Genomic DNA, 15323 nt, shown 5'->3' on the forward strand with positions numbered 1-15323 from the left:
AGTAGGTTCTGGTGGAAAGTTCAAAAACATTGCAGCGCTTGAAAAAGCGCCTTGAGAGCGAGGCCGGCAAGGCCATCGCCGATTACAACATGATCGAAGACGGCGATACGCTGCTCGTCTGCATTTCCGGCGGCAAGGATTCGCACGCCATGCTGTCGATATTGATGGCGCTGCAGCAGCGTGCGCCGGTCAATTTCCGCCTGATCGCGATGAACCTCGACCAGAAGCAGCCCGGCTTTCCGGCCGACGTGCTGCCGAATTACCTTTCCACGCTGGGGGTTGAATACCGCATCGTCGAGCAGGACACGTATTCGATCGTCAAGGAAAAGATTCCCGAGGGCAAGACGACCTGTTCACTTTGCTCGCGTTTGCGGCGTGGCGTGATCTACCGCACGGCGAAGGAGTTGGGTGCCAACAAGATTGCGCTCGGCCACCACCGCGACGATATCGTCCACACCCTCTTCCTCAACCTGCTGTTCGGCGGCAAGTTGAAGGCGATGCCGCCCAAACTGGTGACCGATGACGGCGCGCATATCGTCATCCGCCCGCTGGCGTACAGCAGCGAAGCGGATATTGCTCGTTTTGCCCGCGGCATGGAGTTCCCGATCATTCCGTGCAATTTGTGCGGCTCGCAGAGCAATTTGCAGCGCCAGAAGGTGCGGGAAATGATGGCCGAATGGGACAAGCGCTATCCGGGGCGCACCGAGTCGGTGTTCACTGCATTGCAGAACATCGTGCCGTCGCATCTTGCCGATACGTCCATGTACGATTTCAAGGGGCTGAAAACAGGCGGCGATCTGGCGGCCATGGCCGGTGGCGATACGGTTTTCGATGAGGAGGAGCTGCCGGCAGTTCCCGCATTTTCGGATCTGATAATTGTCAGCGCATGACGCGACAATCTGCGGCTTTGCGTTAGTCGGGCGAGCCCGCTATAGTGATTCGAATTTCAATAATTAGAACATGTCGATATGACAAAAGCCTTGTCTGAAGATTCTTTCGGGATCGATACGCACGTATTGGCGGCGTCCCAGTGCGTGGACATTATGGAAGAGGAATTCCCGAGCAGGCAGGCCGTGCTGTGCGCCGAGATCGTCGGTGGCGTCCGCCTGCATGAGAAATTGCCCGGCAACGAGGCGATGCGCGCCATCGACCGTTGCCTGAAGCGCATGGAACGGGTGGTCGAGGCGTTTGAAGGACGGGTCGTCAGAGTCGTCGGCGACGAGTTGATGGCCATCTTCTGGAAAGCGGATGATGCCTGCCAGTCGGCCGTCGAGATGCAACAGCGGGTGCATGATCTGCCGCCGGTGTCTGGTATCGAACTGGGCGTGCGGGTTGGCCTCTCGTTCGGCGAAGTGTGTGAAGGGAACGGGCAATGCACGGGGCCGGCGGTCGTAGACGCGGCGCGTCTGGCCGGAACGGCGAGGCCGGGACAGGTCCTTGCCTCGGAGCCGGCGTACGATGCGTGGCGCGGAGCGCACCGAGGTGATTTACGTAGAACCGTTTGCCTCGGTTCGGGCGGAGAAATCGATAAAAATGGCGTTTATGAGATCGTCTCCGTCACCGATTCGACAGTGACCCGGCAAGGACTTGGGCCGTCCCTCAAGGAAAAGGGGGGGGGCAGCCTGAATGTCGCGCCTGGGGAAGAGCGGGTGGCGCAGCCGCGTTTCAAGCTGCAGTATCAGGGGCGCAGCCTGCTCATCGATGCCGCGCATCCGCGCATTCGCCTTGGCCGTGACGCGGAATCCGACGTCGTGATACGGGATCGACGGGCGTCGAGACATCATGCCGTGATTGAACTGAGAAACGGCACACTCGTTCTCGTTGATGCCAGCACCAACGGAACATTTGTGACCCAGCACGGCAAGCGGGAGTTTTTTGTACACCGCGAGGAGTGCCTGCTGAATGGCAAGGGAGTGATCAGTTTTGCCGCCTCGGCCGGAAGCGTCGGGTCGGATTTGGCTGAGTACGAGGCTGTCTGAGCCGGCACGGCCAAGGATATTTGCATTAAAAAGCGGACCGAGGGGAACCTCGATCCGCTTTGTTTTATCTGCCCGAAGCGACGAGACGCAGTCGCTGGGATTGCGGCGATTCGGTTGGGCCGGTCAGGCGTCGCCGATTACTTGCCGCTTTTGAGGCATTCGCTCATGAACGTCTTGCGTTCGTCGCCTTTAAGGCCCTTTTTTCCGGCGCTGGCGTTGCAGGCTTTCATCTTTTCCTGTTGCGCCTTCTGGGCGGGCGTTGGCTCCTTTTTCGCCTTTTCCTCAGCGTGGGCAGAAAACATCGTCAGAGCAAGGGCAGTACAGGCAATCAGCGCTTTCATTGTTGTCTCCGTAGTTGTTTGGAATAATGCCGTGCGATTGTAGCGCGAATTGACTATATGTTGTTGTCGTCGAGAACGGCCTGTTGCTGGCGGTTGATGAATTCGCTCATGCTGTCGATGCCGCGCAGCTGGAGGATGCAGTTGCGAACGGCGGCTTCCAGCAAGACGGCCAGGTTGCGGCCCGGGGCGACGTGAATGGTGACGCGGCGAATCGGAATGCCAAGAATTTCCTGCAACTGAGAATCAAGCGGCAAGCGCGGCGTTTCATCGCCCGGCGCGTTTTTCTGCAGATGCACGATCAGCTTGAGCTTCATTTTCCGGCGTGCGGCCGTTTCACCAAAAATCGTCCGGATGTTCAGCAATCCGAGTCCGCGCACTTCGAGGTAATCGCGCAGCATGCCCGGGCAGCGGCCTTCGATCGTCGTCGGTGCCGTGCGGGCCAGTTCGACGACGTCGTCGGCCACCAGTCCGTGGCCACGCGAGACGAGCTCAAGGGCGAGTTCGCTTTTGCCGATGCCGGACGCGCCGGTGATCAGGACGCCCATGCCGAAGACATCCATGAAGACGCCATGGGCCGAGACGGTGTCGGCGAATCGCCTGGCCAGATAGATATGCAGCAGGTCAATGACGGCGGAGCAGGCTTTCGGGGATGTGAAGAGAGGCGTCTGGCTCGACTCGCAGATTTCCCGCATGCCGGGCAGGGGATCGATGTCATCGGCGACGATCATTGCCGGCGGTCTGCCCACAATCAAATCTTCGAGCTGACGTTGCCAGCGTTCCTGGCCGGCGCGCTCGACCCAGTTCCGCTCGGCCTTGCCAATCACTTGCACCCGGTGGCCGTAGATCAGGTTGAGGTGGCCGACAACGTCCGGTCCATACGTTTCCAGATCCTGCAGTTCGACGTGCCGCTCAATGCCGACGGCGGCGATCCACGAGAGTCTGAGTTTCTCGATGTGGTCTTCATACATTTGCGTGATGCTGAAGGCGCGAGTGGAGGTCATGCCGGGATCCTCAGTGAGCCGGTGCGGAAAAGATTTCGCGGACTCGTTCGGTGCAATCCGCATGACTGAGTGCGTCGCGACAGGTTTGGTCGGAAAAGCGCTCGGCCAGTTCGGAAAGAATTTGCAGATGCTGTTCGGTGGCCTGTTCGGGGACGAGCAGCACGAACAGGATGGAAACCGGCTGGCCGTCGGGCGAATCGAAGGGTACGGGCGTGTCCAGTCGCAGGAAGGCGCCGACGGCTTCCTTCAGTCCCCTGATGCGGCCATGTGGAATCGCGATGCCGCGCCCGAGACCCGTCGATCCCAGCTTCTCGCGTGCGAACAGGCTGTCGAAAACCTTACTGCGTGCGATGCCCTTGCTGTTTTCGAAGAGCAGTCCGACCTGCTCGAAGACGCGCTTCTTGCTGGTCGCATGGAGATCAAGCACGATGTTCTCGGGGGCTAACAGTTGGGTAATCTGGTTCATACGGAGTTGGCGTTGTCCGGTGGCAGAGCATCGACAAAGCAGAAAATTGGAGGAAAAGACGCGCGGCGAGGATGCGATGCGCTGATCAGGATTCAAGGTGCTGCGATTGTATAGAAAACAACGGGCCATTGGATGAATGGCCCGTTGCTTGAGGTAGGGGGCTTGTGTTCCCCGGGTTTGCCTTATTCGACTTCGTGGCTGGGCTTTTCGCCCCGGTGGTGATCCTGAAGCTTTTGCTTGTGCTTCTGGATCTGGCGGTCGAGTTTGTCGACGAGGCTGTCGATTGCCGCGTACAGGTCTTCCTCGGCGGCTTCGACATGAATGTCTTTGCCGGAGAGATGGACTGTCACTTCGGCCATCTGCTTCAGTTTGTCCACCGACAAAATCACGTTCACGTCGATGACGTTATCGAAGTGACGTGTGACGCGCTCAAGCTTCCCGGTAACGTAATCATGGATTGCCGGGGTGATCTCAAGGTGGTGTCCACTGATTTGCAGGTTCATGGTGTGGCTCCTTTGGTTAAGGTGATAGTCGCGCAGGCGGCTATCGGTTCTCCCCGTCCGCTCAGTTGAGCGGGGGCGGGGGTGTGGGTTGGCGGCATTGCGTTCATCTTGTTTTAACGATTATTGAAATGCCGGGTTAAAGGGTCTTGCGCAGTTTCACTGGCGGGATATTGAGCGCCTCGCGGTATTTTGCAATTGTTCTCCGTGCGACGACAATGCCCTGCTGACCGAGGACTTCGGATATCTGACTATCCGAAAGGGGCTTCTTCGGGTCTTCGGCACCCACCAGCTGTTTGATGAGTGCCCGGATGGCCGTGGCCGAGCAGGCGCCACCGGCTTCAGTGGCGACATGGCTCCCGAAAAAATACTTCAATTCAAAAATGCCGCGCGGTGTCGCCATGTATTTCTGGGTCGTGACGCGCGAAACGGTTGATTCGTGCAGCCCGAGAATGTCGGCGATCTCGCGCAGCACGAGCGGCCGCATGGCGACTTCGCCGTGGTCGAAGAACTGGCGTTGGCGATCGACGATTGATTGGGCGACACGCAGAATCGTCTCGAAGCGCTGCTGTACGTTCTTGATCAGCCAGCGCGCTTCCTGCAACTGGCCGGATAATCCCGATCCCCGCTGGCGCGAGAGGATTTGTGCATAGAGGCTGTTGATGCGCAAGCGGGGGTAGGCGTCGCTGTTGATGCTGACCGTCCACTGGCCCCGGATCTTGCGCACGACGACGTCCGGCGTGATGTAGCGGGCGTCAAGCGCCGCGTATTGCGCACCGGGGCGCGGGTTGAGGCTGCGGATCAGGGTTTGGGCGCCGCGCAGTGCATCATCGTCGCTGCCGAGCAGTTTCTTGATCTTGACGAAATCGCGCCCGGCTAACAGATCAAGGTGCTCGCGCACGATCTTGAGTGCCAGTATCCGGGTTTCATCGGCCGGGAGCGCCTGCAGTTGCAGCGCCAGGCACTCCTGTGCATTGCGGGCGCCAACGCCGGTCGGGTCGAAGCATTGCAGATGCTTGAGGGCGATCTGCAACTCCTCCGGCTCGATTTCCAGTTCAGGGGGGAGACTCTCGGCGAGTTCTTCGAGCGATTGACTCAGATAGCCGTCATCGTCGAGCGCGTCGATCAGGCACTGGACCAGCGTGCGGTCGCGGTCGGGAAGATTCATCAGGCCGAGCTGCCAGGACAAGTGTTCGCGCAGCGAGGTCGTGGCGGCCTGCACATCCTGAAAGTCGTTGTCATCGTCGTCAAACGAGCCCGAGGCGCTGGCGTAACTACCGCCTTCCTCGCCGAGCCAGCTTTCCTCGTCCGCCGATGGCTGTGGCTCTGGCGCTTCGCTTTCGCTCCGTTCGGCGTCACGCGTGCTCTCGGGGGTATTGCTGGGGAGAGGTGGTGTGGCGTACTCGTCTTCCTCGCGCTCAAGCAACGGGTTGTCTTGCAGGTACTTTTCCAATTCCTGTTCGAGCTCGATCGTCGACAGCTGCAAAAGACGGATCGACTGCTGCAGCTGTGGCGTCAGGGCAAGGTGCTGGGAAAGTTTGAGCTGGAGTGATGGTTTCATTGACGAAGCCTGACCGGCAGGCTGTTTTAGGAGCGGCGACCCGTTTTCCCAGTTTCCGGAGACACGAATAACAATAAAGACTAAAGGCGGAAGCTCTCGCCGAGATAAACCTTCCGGACGCTTTCATTATAAATGATTTCATCCGGGCGGCCAGAAGCCAGCACGCGGCCCTCGTTGAGGATGTAGGCATGATCGCAGATGCCCAGTGTTTCGCGCACGTTGTGGTCGGTGATCAGGACGCCGATGCCGCGTTCCTTGAGGAAGCGGATGATCTTCTGGATGTCGAGAACGGCGATCGGGTCGACACCGGCAAACGGTTCATCAAGCAGGATGAAACGGGGATTGGTCGACAGCGCGCGGGCGATTTCGACCCGCCGCCGCTCGCCGCCCGACAACGCCGCGGCGGGGCTGTTGCGAATGTGTCCGATATGCAGTTCTTCAAGCAGCATTTCGGCTCGCTGTTCAACTTCGTCGGCCGGCAGGTTCTGGAGTTCGAGAACCGCCTTGATGTTCTCGATCACGGTCAGCTTGCGGAAAACCGAAGCCTCCTGCGGCAGGTACGAGACACCGAGCTTGGCACGCTTGTGGATCGGTTGGTGGGTGAGCTTGACGTCATCAAGGTAGACGTCCCCGCCGTCGCACGCGACAAGGCCGACGACCATGTAAAAGCAGGTTGTCTTGCCGGCGCCGTTGGGGCCGAGCAGACCCACCACCTCGCCGCTTTTGACCTCGATCGAGGCGTCTTCGACGACGGTCCGTTTCTTGTAGCGTTTCTTCAGGTTGTGCGTGGAGAGGGTGCTTGCGCGGGCAGTAGTCTCGGACATCGTTCGTCGTCTTTATTCAGTTTCGTCAAAATCATCGCGCAGAACACGACGGATCGTTTCTCCGGAAAAGCCCCGGTTCATCAGGAATCGTACCTGACGGTTCCGTTCCGTAGCGTCCCCGCTGGCGGGGGGAGCGCCATATTTCCTTTGCCAGACGGCGCGCGCGCGCGCGAATTCGTCGTCCGTCTCCGCCAGCGCCGCGTCGATCAGCTCGTCGGCGACGCCTTGCGAGCGTAGTTCCTGTGCCAGGCGCCGGTTGCCGAAACGGGCCGCACGCGCGTTCAGCCGCATTTCGGCATAGCGCTCATCCGAAAGCAGCCGCCGTTGGGCCAGATCGTCGAGGACGGCTTCCAGTTCGTCGGCCGTTTCGGCGTAGGGTGCCAGCTTGCGCGCCAACTCGACGCGGGCGTGCTCGCGCCGAGAAAGCAGCTTGAGCGCGCGTTCGCGCAGGGAGACGGGCATGGCCAAGCGGAGCGCTTATTCTGCCGCGGCAGGCAATTGCGGTGAAGGAACGTTGACCAGGGCCCGGATTTTGGCCTCGATTTCCGCGCCGATGAGCGGATTTGCCTTGAGGAATTCGCGGGCGTTGTCTTTGCCCTGACCGATCTTCTCGCCGTTATACGCATACCAGGAGCCGGATTTGTCGACCAGCTTGTGGGCGACGCCGAGTTCGATGATCTCACCTTCGCGCGAGATGCCTTCGCCGTAAAGAATGTCGAAAATCGCCTCGCGGAACGGTGGCGCCACCTTGTTTTTGACGACCTTGACCTTGGTTTCGTTGCCGACGACTTCGTCGCCTTTCTTGATGCCGCCGATGCGCCGGATGTCGAGGCGGACGGAGGCGTAGAACTTGAGCGCGTTGCCGCCGGTCGTCGTTTCGGGGCTGCCGAACATGACGCCGATCTTCATCCGGATCTGGTTGATGAAGATGACGAGCGTGTTGGTCTTCTTGATGTTCGCGGTCAGCTTGCGCAGCGCCTGACTCATCAGGCGGGCCTGCAGGCCGGGCAGCGAATCGCCCATTTCGCCCTCGATTTCGGCCTTCGGAACGAGCGCGGCGACCGAGTCGATGACGACGACGTCGACGCTGCCGGAGCGAACCAGCATGTCGGCGATCTCAAGCGCCTGCTCGCCGGTGTCGGGCTGCGAAATCAGGAGCTCGTCGAGCTTGACGCCGAGCTTCTGGGCGTAGGTGGGGTCGAGCGCATGTTCGGCGTCGATGAACGCGGCGGTGCCGCCGAGTTTCTGCATCTGGGCGACGACCTGCAGCGTCAGCGTCGTCTTGCCCGACGACTCCGGTCCGTAGATTTCGACAACGCGGCCGCGCGGCAGGCCGCCCACGCCAAGGGCGATGTCGAGTCCGAGCGAGCCGGTGGAAACGACCTGCAGGTCGTTCTCGACGCTGCCTTCGCCCATCTTCATGATCGAGCCCTTGCCGAACTGCTTTTCGATTTGCGCCAATGCGGCGGCCAGCGCTTTTGCCTTGTTGTCGTCCATTGCGTGTCCTTCTCGTGATTTTCGCGGGATTATCTCACGTTCGATGGCGCGGAATCAGCGACTTACCGACCGGAGTGCTGTGATTATATACAGTATTTGTGGGTGTGATTCACGTTTGCCGGATCAACCCGGACGCATCGCTACGATGCCGGGGCGGCACGCGCAGCCAGCTGCGACTTCAGTGCATCCTTCAGCAGCAGCAATTCGCGCATGAGCGGCAGGGTAAAGCCTTGTGGCACCATCGGGTCGGGCTCACGAAGCAGTGTGCGAAGATAGGCCAAGGCGTCTTGCGTTCCCCAACGGCGCCTTATTTCATCGGCGATTGCAGGGAAGGTGTCGGCGATCTGCAAGCGCTGCAACCGCTCGTCGATTGAAAGCTCTCCCGCCGCGGTGGCCGGGGGCAATTCCTTGAAAAAATCGGCGGCCTCTTCCCAGGGCAACGGGGCGGCGTTGAAGTGCGTGCGGAACTCGGCGAGGCTGGACTCGAATTTCTCGCGTAGGCCGTCCATCCAGTACATCTCGAGTAGCTTGAACCACGGTTCGGGGGCCGCGCCTGGATGGTGCGCGAGGTAGTCCTCGAGCGTTTGTGTGGCTTCTTCGCTCTTGCCAAAAGCCATCATGATCTCGGCCAGTTCCAGCGTCGTGCGGTGATCGCTTTCATCCTCTCCGCCAACCTCGATGTCGAGGTGTCGACTCGATACAGGTGCCAGCGTCTCTTTCTGCGCGGCAGCCCCCCCCGCGGGGATCCCTGATTGTGTCGCCGCCGGGGTGAGGCGCATCGGCTGGTTTGGCTGGAATGCTGGCTCGATGGTTTCGAAAAATCGGGCCTGAGGGAAGGTTGTCATGGACTCGGCAACGGAGGAGGGTGGGGCTTCGGTGGGTGCCGGAGGTGCTTCAGAACGCCGTCGTGAGACCTGCCGATGATACAAAGCCAGCGCAGCGGCGAGCGTGCCGGCCAGCGCGGCGCCTAGCCAGAAAACGTAGGGCAGGGGTTCCGCGGTGGATGATGATGTTGCTTGGCCAACCGCCATGCTTCCGGGCGATGGAGCCGAGCCGTTGGGTTGTGCGTTCGGTGCGTCCGTTGTCGAAGGGGGCGAAGTGGGCGAAGGCGGAGCCGAGGGCGCCTGCGCTGCGCTCTCCTTCAATTCCTGCGCGGCGCTTTCGTTGGCCGTGAGCAGGTTCTCGACTTGCGCATCAAGCGCCCTGAGCCGCTCCGTGATGGCCAGTTGTGCGATGGCCCGCGCATGGAGCGAGTCGAGCAGGCGGTATTCGGCACGCAGCATGGCGCGCTGGTTTTCGGATACTTTTCGTGCAAGTGCTCGCGATGTGATTTCGGTCGAAAGGCGCAATGGGAGCGGCTGATCGCCGGCGCCTTCTCCTTCTGAAGTTATCAGGCGATCCGCTATGCGGCTTGCCATGTTCGATTGCGTCTGCGCACGGGGTGGGCGCGCCGGACGAGGTTTGGCAACCGGAGGGGGGGATTCGCTCTCCGCCGTTTGCGCTGTCGGTGTATTTGAAGCCCTGTTCGGTTGTGTTTCCGGCGGCGTCGGTCGCTGGGCGGCGGGTGAGGCAACCGGACCCGGGTCGATCAGGGCCGTGTAGTTGCGGACGAGTTCAGTGCCGCAGCCGGCGCGAAGCCTGATCAGGATCACCGGATCGTTGATGATCTGGTCGGAGAAAATGAGTAATTTGCTCCGCCCGTTTTGGCGCTCGATGCTGATGCGTCCGCGTGTCAGGTGTGGGATGTCGGAAGAGCCCTCATCGGCGCGGTCCAGGCGAAAACACGTTTCCGCCGGATTGACGTCGCCGGGTCTTTCGATCAGCTGAATTTCGCCGACAAAACGGTGCCCGAGGTGCGAGCGGACGGTCAGCTCACCAAGTCCTCCAGCCAGCGTCGCGGCGGCCATGAGCTGCAACGCGGTGCCGGTTAGCAGCAGGCGGAGCGGAAGGAGTCGGAAGCGTGGCAGCATTGGCAAAATGTTTGTGGCGAAGGGGCGTTCTGTCGGATTTCATAAGAATATCAGCATGCCCGGCAATTTTCGTGCACACCGCGTGTTATGCCAAGCGGCTGGCCGCAATTGTCAGCAGCTTGTTCAGTGCATGGTGAACCGACTGGCGTCGGATTTCTTCACGACTGCCGGAAAAACGGCGGGTCTCGACCCGGCGGAATTCATCCGGGCCGGCCCAGCCGAAGCAGACCGTGCCGACCGGTTTTTCGGGTGAGCCGCCGGTCGGGCCGGCGATGCCGGAAATCGACAGGGCCCAGTCGGCCACGCTGTGGCACAAGGCGCCATCGGCCATCGCGGCGGCCGTGGCCTCGCTGACCGCGCCATGGGCGGCCAGTGTCTCCGCCGGAACGCCGAGCATGTCGACTTTGGCCGCATTCGAATAGGTGACGAAACCGCGATCGAACCAGTCCGAACTGCCGGCGACGGCGGTCAAGCATTGGGCAACCCAGCCGCCGGTGCATGATTCGGCCGTGGCCAGACGCTGTCCATTGGCCAGCATGAGCGCACCGACTTGGGCGGCCAGGGCTTCCAGTTGAGATTGGTCCGGTGCGTTCATGTCAGGAAATGGCCGATGAAAATCAGCGTCAGCAGCGTGTAGGCGGCGGCAAAGACATCGTCGGTCATGACGCCGAAGCCGTTCTTGACCCGTTCGTCGAAGAAGCGTGCCGGCTGCGGCTTGACGATGTCGAAGAGGCGGAACAAAAGGAACGCGGCTGTTTGCCAGTACCAGCCTGCCGGGCAAAAAAGAAGCACGAGCCAGAAGGGAACGATTTCATCCCAGACGATGCTGCCGTGGTCGGGCTCGCCAAGGTCGCGGCCGGTCTTGTGCACGGCGAGGACGCCGATGACGAAGCAGGCCGCGAGCAAGGCAAGTTGCCCGCTTCGACTCAACTGTTCCAGCCACGGTTGGGCCAGCAGGAAGGTTGCCCACGCGAACAGCGTTCCGGCGGTGCCCGGCGCGACGGGCGACAACCCGCTGCCGAAGCCGCAGGCGACGAGGTGGGCGGGATGCGAGAAAAGGAAGCGCAGCGAAGGCGATTTACCGATCGTCCTGTCCAAAATGATCGAATCCTCTATGCGTTACGGGAAGGGGCTGTCCGTTCTCGTCGAGCAGGCGCACGGTGCTCGCGGAAGACGGCGGTGTCGCCACGAAGCAGCCGATTCGCCAGAGTGGCAGCTCAAGTTCGCAGGCCAGTGCCGCCAGTGCCGCACGGTGTTCGGGCGCCGCGGAAAACAGTAGTTCATAGTCGTCGCCGCCGGCGATCTGGCACTGCCGGGCCAAAGCAGGGTCGGCGCCTTCCGGGCGGGCGGGCAGCTGCGCTTGCCACACCTCGGCGTCGATGCCGGAGCATTCGACGATATGTCCGAGATCGGCCAGCAGACCATCGGAAACATCGATGGCGGCGCGCGCCAGTTGCCGTTCGCGCAAGGCCAGGCCGAGTGCGACGCGCGGCAGGGGGCGTTGCAGGGCGGTGATGCAGCGTTGGGACAAGGCGTCGGGCAGTTGCGTCCGGCCCTGCAGGTGGGCGAGTCCCAAGGCGGCCAGTCCCGGTTCTCCCGAGATCCAGAGGTCGTCGCCGGCCTGGGCGTGGTCGCGTCGCAACGACTGTCCGACCGGCACTTCGCCGAGCGCGGTGACGCAGAGATTGAGCGGGCCACGCGTGGTGTCGCCCCCGACAAGATCGACGTTGTAACGGTTGGCGCAGGCGAACAGGCCGTCGGCAAAGGCATTGATCCAGGCTTCGTCCGCCTTCGGCAGGCTGCCGGCAAGCAACACCCAGCGTGGTCGGGCGCCCATCGCGGCGAGGTCGGAGATGTTGACCGCCAGTGTTTTCCAGCCGAGTTGGCGTGGATCGGTGTCAGGCAAAAAATGCGTGCCCGCGACCAGCATGTCGGTCGTGATCGCCAGCTCCATGCCCGGGGCCGGGGCCAGCAAGGCGCAGTCGTCACCGGGGCCGAGCACCGCCTGCGGCGTCGGTCGGGCGAAATAACGGGCGATCAGGTCGAATTCGGAGGGCATGGCGAATTTCTTTCGGCGCGGGGAGTCGGCGCGGCGCCGCAAGGAGCGCCGCCACCACGTGTTGCGGCGTTGGCGTTACCCCTTGGCGCGTTGTGCCCGTTTGGCGGCGACTTCCTCCGGCCGGAGCGTGGCGGCCAGTTTGTCGAGCACGCCATTGACGTACTTGTGGCCATCGGTGCCGCCGAAACTCTTGGTCAGTTCGATGGCTTCATTGATGATGACGCGATAGGGCGTCTGCGGGAAGCTGATCAGTTCGAACGCGCCGGCGAGCAGGATGCTGGCTTCGACCGGCGAGAGATCGCCAAACGGCCGGTCGAGGTGGGCTTGCAGTTGCTCTTCCAGCGTTGCGTGCTGGGCGAGGACGCCACGCAGCATGCTGGCAAAGAAGGAACGGTCGGCCTTGGCGTACTCGTCGGCGTCGGCCAGATGGGCTTCGATGGCCGCTTCGTCGTTGCCGCCGATGCGCCACTGATAGAGGCCCTGTATCGCCAGTTCGCGGGCAATGCGCCGGGGCGACTTGTTGACGGGCTTTTCGTTGGTGTTCATTTCTGGTTGGGTGTTCATGCGGGGCGTTCTCCAATTGCGCGCAACAGGTTGGCCATTTCGACGGCGGCGTTGGCGCAGTCGCTGCCCTTCTGCTGCATGCGGGCCAGCGCCTGGTCATCGTTCTCGCAGGTCAGGATGCCGTTGGCGACCGGGATGCCGGTATCGAGTTGTACTTCCATGACGGAGCGGCAGGAATCGTTCGAGACGACCTCGAAGTGATAGGTTTCGCCGCGGATGACGGCGCCGAGCGCGACCAGGGCGTCGAAGCGGTCGCTCTGGGCCATCGTTTGCAGCGTTAGCGGGATTTCGAGCGCCCCGGGAACGGTGGCGATCTCGATGTCGCTGGCGGCTACGCCAAGGCGCTTCAGTTCCGCCGTGCAGGCGGCCAGTAGCCCTTCGCAGACGTCCTGATTGAAGCGGCTCATAACGATGCCGATGGCGAGCCCCTGGCCCTCGAGGCTGGGTTCGTATTCGTAGATGTTTTCGTAGCGAGCCATGTCAGTGCTTCCAGATAGCAAGGTGTAAATCGGTCGGAGGTCAGCCCAGGTCGGCCGGTGCGGCGACGAAGCCGGCGACTTCGAGGTCGAAACCGGCCATGTTCGGCATGTGGCGCGGGCTGGCCAGGAGCTTCATTTTTCCGACGCCGAGGTCGCGCAGGATTTGCGCGCCGATGCCGAAAATGCGCGGATCCCACTTCGCGGCCGGACGCTGCGCCGGCGTCTGCTCGCCGAGGGCGGCGAGAATGTCCTGCCCGGTTTCCGGACGGTGCATGAGCACGATGACGCCGGAACCGGCCTTGGCCAGCGCGGCTTGCGCCTGGTCGAGCGAGAAGGCGTGGCGGCCGCTGGTCGGGTCGAGGAAATCGAGTACCGAGAGCGGTTCGTGCACGCGCACCAGCGTTTCGTTCTCCGGCTTGATTTCGCCGCAGGTCAGTGCCAGATGTACTTCGCCGGTCGTCTGGTCGGTGAAGGCGTGCAGCGAGAATTGCCCGTGGACGGAGTGCACCGGCTTCGAAAAAGTGCGCTTGACGAGCGCTTCGTTGTGGCTGCGGTAGTGGATCAGGTCGGCGATGGTGCCGATCTTGAGGCCGTGCTCGCGTGCGAATTCGATCAGGTCGGGCAGGCGGGCCATCGATCCGTCGTCCTTGAGGATCTCGCAGATGACCGAAGATGGCTCGAGTCCGGCCAGTTGGGCGAGATCGCAGCCCGCTTCGGTGTGGCCGGCGCGGACGAGGACGCCGCCCGGACGCGCCGTGATCGGGAAGATGTGGCCGGGCTGAACGATGTCTTCCGGCTTCGCATGGCGGGCGACGGCGGCCTGCACGGTGCGTGCGCGGTCATGCGCCGAGATGCCGGTGGTGACCCCTTCGGCGGCTTCGATCGAGACGGTGAACGCGGTGCTGTACGGGCTTTTGTTGTCGCTCGTCATCGGTGTCAGGCCGAGTTGCCGGCTGCGCGCTTCGGTGATCGTCAGGCAGACGAGGCCGCGTGCGTGGGTGACCATGAAATTGATCGCTTCCGGCGTGACGTGCTCGGCGGCGAGGACGAGGTCGCCCTCGTTTTCACGGTCTTCTTCATCAACGAGAATGACCATGCGCCCGGCGCGCATCTCGACGATGATTTCCTCGACCGGCGAGATGGCCGGCGACCTTTTTGGATTCGTCATTGCGAGACCTCCGGTGCGTCGTTGTTCAGCATACGCTCGACGTAGCGGGCGATGAGGTCGATTTCGAGGTTGACCCGGCTACCCGCTTGCAAACGGCTGAGGGTGGTCGCTTCCAGCGTGTGCGGAATCAGGTTGATGGTGAACACGGCGGCGTCGACAGTGTTGGTGGTCAGGCTGACGCCGTTGATGGTGATTGATCCCTTGCGCGCGATGTACTTGGCGAGTTCCTGCGGGGCGCGGATTTCGAGCAGGCGGTTGTCGCCGACCGGGTCAAAGCGCAGCACGTCGCCAACGCCGTCGACGTGGCCGGAGACCAGATGCCCGCCGAGCCGGTCGGCCAGGCGCAGCGCCTTTTCCAGATTGATCGGGCCGGGGGCGCTCAGGCCAACCGTGCACGAGAGCGTCTCGGGCGAGGCGTCGACGAAGAAGTGCTTGTCCTGCTTGTCGACAACGGTCAGGCAAACCCCGTTGCAGGCGATCGAGTCGCCCAAGGCGACGTCATCGAGACCGAGGCTACCGGCGTCGATGGTCAGGCGAACAGTCGGCGTGCCGTCGTTGCGCGGCGTCAGTTCAGTGATCCGCCCGACAGCGGCGATGATTCCGGAGAACATATTGAGGATCAATCAGATAGATGGGGGAAGGTCAGTGCGGCGAAGAGGCCGGATTCTACCACGTCGGACCATCGGCGGCCGCGAGGCCAGAGAAAGCTGGTCGCCGCAAAGAAAAACGGGCCAGCATTGGCTGGCCCGTTTCGTTGGCTGTTACCCGTGTTTTTTTACTTGGCGCCGAACCACTGGGCCGGCACGATGACGATGTCCGGGAAGAAGATCATCAGCAGCAGCACGATGGAGTGCGAGAGCAGGAACGGCGCGACGCCCTTGACGACTTTGGTCATGTCGCTCTTCGTCGCACCG

Annotated in this window: 18 protein-coding genes; 2 read left to right on the top strand and 16 right to left on the bottom strand. The window is 61.9% G+C overall.

The window, feature by feature from the left end; translation table 11 throughout:
- The first annotated feature begins 11 nt into the window (after positions 1–11).
- Together ttcA and GH659_RS07555 are read left to right on the top strand one after the other, a co-directional pair.
- Entirely contained in the window at positions 12–890 is an 879-nt protein-coding gene (ttcA, locus tag GH659_RS07550) for a tRNA 2-thiocytidine(32) synthetase TtcA (RefSeq protein ID WP_153110739.1), read from the top strand.
- Positions 891–1043: 153 nt separating this feature from the next.
- Complete coding sequence (locus tag GH659_RS07555; RefSeq protein ID WP_246167775.1) at positions 1044–1979, top strand: adenylate/guanylate cyclase domain-containing protein; 936 nt, start codon at positions 1044–1046, stop codon at positions 1977–1979.
- Positions 1980–2116: 137 nt separating this feature from the next.
- Here GH659_RS07555 and GH659_RS07560 read toward each other — a convergent pair whose 3' ends face one another.
- From GH659_RS07560 to GH659_RS07635, 16 genes are all read right to left on the bottom strand, one after another.
- Entirely contained in the window at positions 2117–2320 is a 204-nt protein-coding gene (locus GH659_RS07560; RefSeq protein ID WP_153110743.1) for a PsiF family protein, read from the bottom strand.
- Between the two features lie 53 nt (positions 2321–2373).
- Positions 2374–3321 (bottom strand): HPr(Ser) kinase/phosphatase, encoded by a 948-nt coding sequence (gene hprK, locus GH659_RS07565; protein ID WP_153110746.1) that lies wholly within the window; start codon positions 3319–3321, stop codon positions 2374–2376.
- Positions 3322–3331: 10 nt separating this feature from the next.
- Positions 3332–3787, bottom strand: coding sequence for a PTS IIA-like nitrogen regulatory protein PtsN (gene ptsN, locus GH659_RS07570; RefSeq protein WP_153110748.1), 456 nt, complete (start codon positions 3785–3787; stop codon positions 3332–3334).
- Between the two features lie 182 nt (positions 3788–3969).
- Entirely contained in the window at positions 3970–4290 is a 321-nt protein-coding gene (hpf, locus tag GH659_RS07575) for a ribosome hibernation-promoting factor, HPF/YfiA family (protein ID WP_153110750.1), read from the bottom strand.
- Positions 4291–4426: 136 nt separating this feature from the next.
- Positions 4427–5848, bottom strand: a complete 1422-nt coding sequence (locus tag GH659_RS07580; RefSeq protein ID WP_153110752.1) for an RNA polymerase factor sigma-54 — start codon at positions 5846–5848, stop codon at positions 4427–4429.
- A gap of 80 nt (positions 5849–5928) precedes the next feature.
- A complete protein-coding gene (gene lptB, locus GH659_RS07585; RefSeq protein WP_153110753.1) occupies positions 5929–6672 on the bottom strand; it encodes an LPS export ABC transporter ATP-binding protein in 744 nt (247 codons plus the stop codon).
- A gap of 12 nt (positions 6673–6684) precedes the next feature.
- A complete protein-coding gene (gene recX / locus GH659_RS07590) occupies positions 6685–7134 on the bottom strand; it encodes a recombination regulator RecX (RefSeq protein ID WP_153110755.1) in 450 nt (149 codons plus the stop codon).
- A 15-nt stretch (positions 7135–7149) separates the two neighbouring features.
- Positions 7150–8169 carry a recombinase RecA gene (gene recA, locus GH659_RS07595; RefSeq protein WP_153110757.1) on the bottom strand — a complete coding sequence of 340 codons (1020 nt, stop codon included), beginning with the start codon at positions 8167–8169 and terminating at the stop codon, positions 7150–7152.
- A gap of 140 nt (positions 8170–8309) precedes the next feature.
- Positions 8310–10139: a type IV pilus assembly protein FimV gene (locus GH659_RS07600; RefSeq protein WP_153110758.1), complete on the bottom strand. Its 1830-nt coding sequence runs from the start codon at positions 10137–10139 to the stop codon at positions 8310–8312.
- Positions 10140–10224: 85 nt separating this feature from the next.
- Positions 10225–10734: a CinA family protein gene (locus GH659_RS07605; RefSeq protein ID WP_153110760.1), complete on the bottom strand. Its 510-nt coding sequence runs from the start codon at positions 10732–10734 to the stop codon at positions 10225–10227.
- A complete protein-coding gene (locus tag GH659_RS07610) occupies positions 10731–11237 on the bottom strand; it encodes a phosphatidylglycerophosphatase A family protein (RefSeq protein ID WP_246167773.1) in 507 nt (168 codons plus the stop codon). The genes GH659_RS07605 and GH659_RS07610 overlap by 4 nt, the downstream gene beginning before the upstream one ends.
- Entirely contained in the window at positions 11218–12198 is a 981-nt protein-coding gene (gene thiL / locus GH659_RS07615) for a thiamine-phosphate kinase (protein ID WP_153110763.1), read from the bottom strand. Before thiL ends, GH659_RS07610 begins: the two co-directional genes overlap by 20 nt.
- Positions 12199–12273: 75 nt before the next feature.
- Positions 12274–12762, bottom strand: a complete 489-nt coding sequence (gene nusB / locus GH659_RS07620) for a transcription antitermination factor NusB (protein ID WP_153110765.1) — start codon at positions 12760–12762, stop codon at positions 12274–12276.
- Positions 12759–13241 carry a 6,7-dimethyl-8-ribityllumazine synthase gene (ribH, locus tag GH659_RS07625; RefSeq protein WP_153110766.1) on the bottom strand — a complete coding sequence of 161 codons (483 nt, stop codon included), beginning with the start codon at positions 13239–13241 and terminating at the stop codon, positions 12759–12761. Before ribH ends, nusB begins: the two co-directional genes overlap by 4 nt.
- 40 nt (positions 13242–13281) lie before the next feature.
- Positions 13282–14409: a bifunctional 3,4-dihydroxy-2-butanone-4-phosphate synthase/GTP cyclohydrolase II gene (gene ribBA, locus GH659_RS07630; protein ID WP_153110768.1), complete on the bottom strand. Its 1128-nt coding sequence runs from the start codon at positions 14407–14409 to the stop codon at positions 13282–13284.
- On the bottom strand, positions 14406–15020 hold the full coding sequence (locus GH659_RS07635) for a riboflavin synthase (RefSeq protein WP_153110770.1): 615 nt from the start codon (positions 15018–15020) through the stop codon (positions 14406–14408). Before GH659_RS07635 ends, ribBA begins: the two co-directional genes overlap by 4 nt.
- Between the last annotated feature and the right edge of the window lie 303 nt (positions 15021–15323).

This window comes from Propionivibrio limicola (assembly GCF_009469695.1).
Lineage (GTDB): Bacteria > Pseudomonadota > Gammaproteobacteria > Burkholderiales > Rhodocyclaceae > Propionivibrio > Propionivibrio limicola.

What these genes read in the sequence shown, in the direction of transcription:
- GH659_RS07560 (WP_153110743.1), bottom strand. Translation starts at nt 2,320, where the DNA reads ATGAAAGCGCTGATTGCCTGTACTGCCCTTGCTCTGACGATGTTTTCT.
- hprK (WP_153110746.1), bottom strand. Translation starts at nt 3,321, where the DNA reads ATGACCTCCACTCGCGCCTTCAGCATCACGCAAATGTATGAAGACCAC.
- GH659_RS07555 (WP_246167775.1), top strand. Translation starts at nt 1,044, where the DNA reads ATGGAAGAGGAATTCCCGAGCAGGCAGGCCGTGCTGTGCGCCGAGATC.
- recA (WP_153110757.1), bottom strand. Translation starts at nt 8,169, where the DNA reads ATGGACGACAACAAGGCAAAAGCGCTGGCCGCCGCATTGGCGCAAATC.
- lptB (WP_153110753.1), bottom strand. Translation starts at nt 6,672, where the DNA reads ATGTCCGAGACTACTGCCCGCGCAAGCACCCTCTCCACGCACAACCTG.
- ribBA (WP_153110768.1), bottom strand. Translation starts at nt 14,409, where the DNA reads ATGACGAATCCAAAAAGGTCGCCGGCCATCTCGCCGGTCGAGGAAATC.
- ptsN (WP_153110748.1), bottom strand. Translation starts at nt 3,787, where the DNA reads ATGAACCAGATTACCCAACTGTTAGCCCCCGAGAACATCGTGCTTGAT.
- thiL (WP_153110763.1), bottom strand. Translation starts at nt 12,198, where the DNA reads ATGCCCTCCGAATTCGACCTGATCGCCCGTTATTTCGCCCGACCGACG.
- hpf (WP_153110750.1), bottom strand. Translation starts at nt 4,290, where the DNA reads ATGAACCTGCAAATCAGTGGACACCACCTTGAGATCACCCCGGCAATC.
- recX (WP_153110755.1), bottom strand. Translation starts at nt 7,134, where the DNA reads ATGCCCGTCTCCCTGCGCGAACGCGCGCTCAAGCTGCTTTCTCGGCGC.
- nusB (WP_153110765.1), bottom strand. Translation starts at nt 12,762, where the DNA reads ATGAACACCCAACCAGAAATGAACACCAACGAAAAGCCCGTCAACAAG.
- GH659_RS07635 (WP_153110770.1), bottom strand. Translation starts at nt 15,020, where the DNA reads ATGTTCTCCGGAATCATCGCCGCTGTCGGGCGGATCACTGAACTGACG.
- GH659_RS07605 (WP_153110760.1), bottom strand. Translation starts at nt 10,734, where the DNA reads ATGAACGCACCGGACCAATCTCAACTGGAAGCCCTGGCCGCCCAAGTC.
- GH659_RS07580 (WP_153110752.1), bottom strand. Translation starts at nt 5,848, where the DNA reads ATGAAACCATCACTCCAGCTCAAACTTTCCCAGCACCTTGCCCTGACG.
- GH659_RS07600 (WP_153110758.1), bottom strand. Translation starts at nt 10,139, where the DNA reads ATGCTGCCACGCTTCCGACTCCTTCCGCTCCGCCTGCTGCTAACCGGC.
- ribH (WP_153110766.1), bottom strand. Translation starts at nt 13,241, where the DNA reads ATGGCTCGCTACGAAAACATCTACGAATACGAACCCAGCCTCGAGGGC.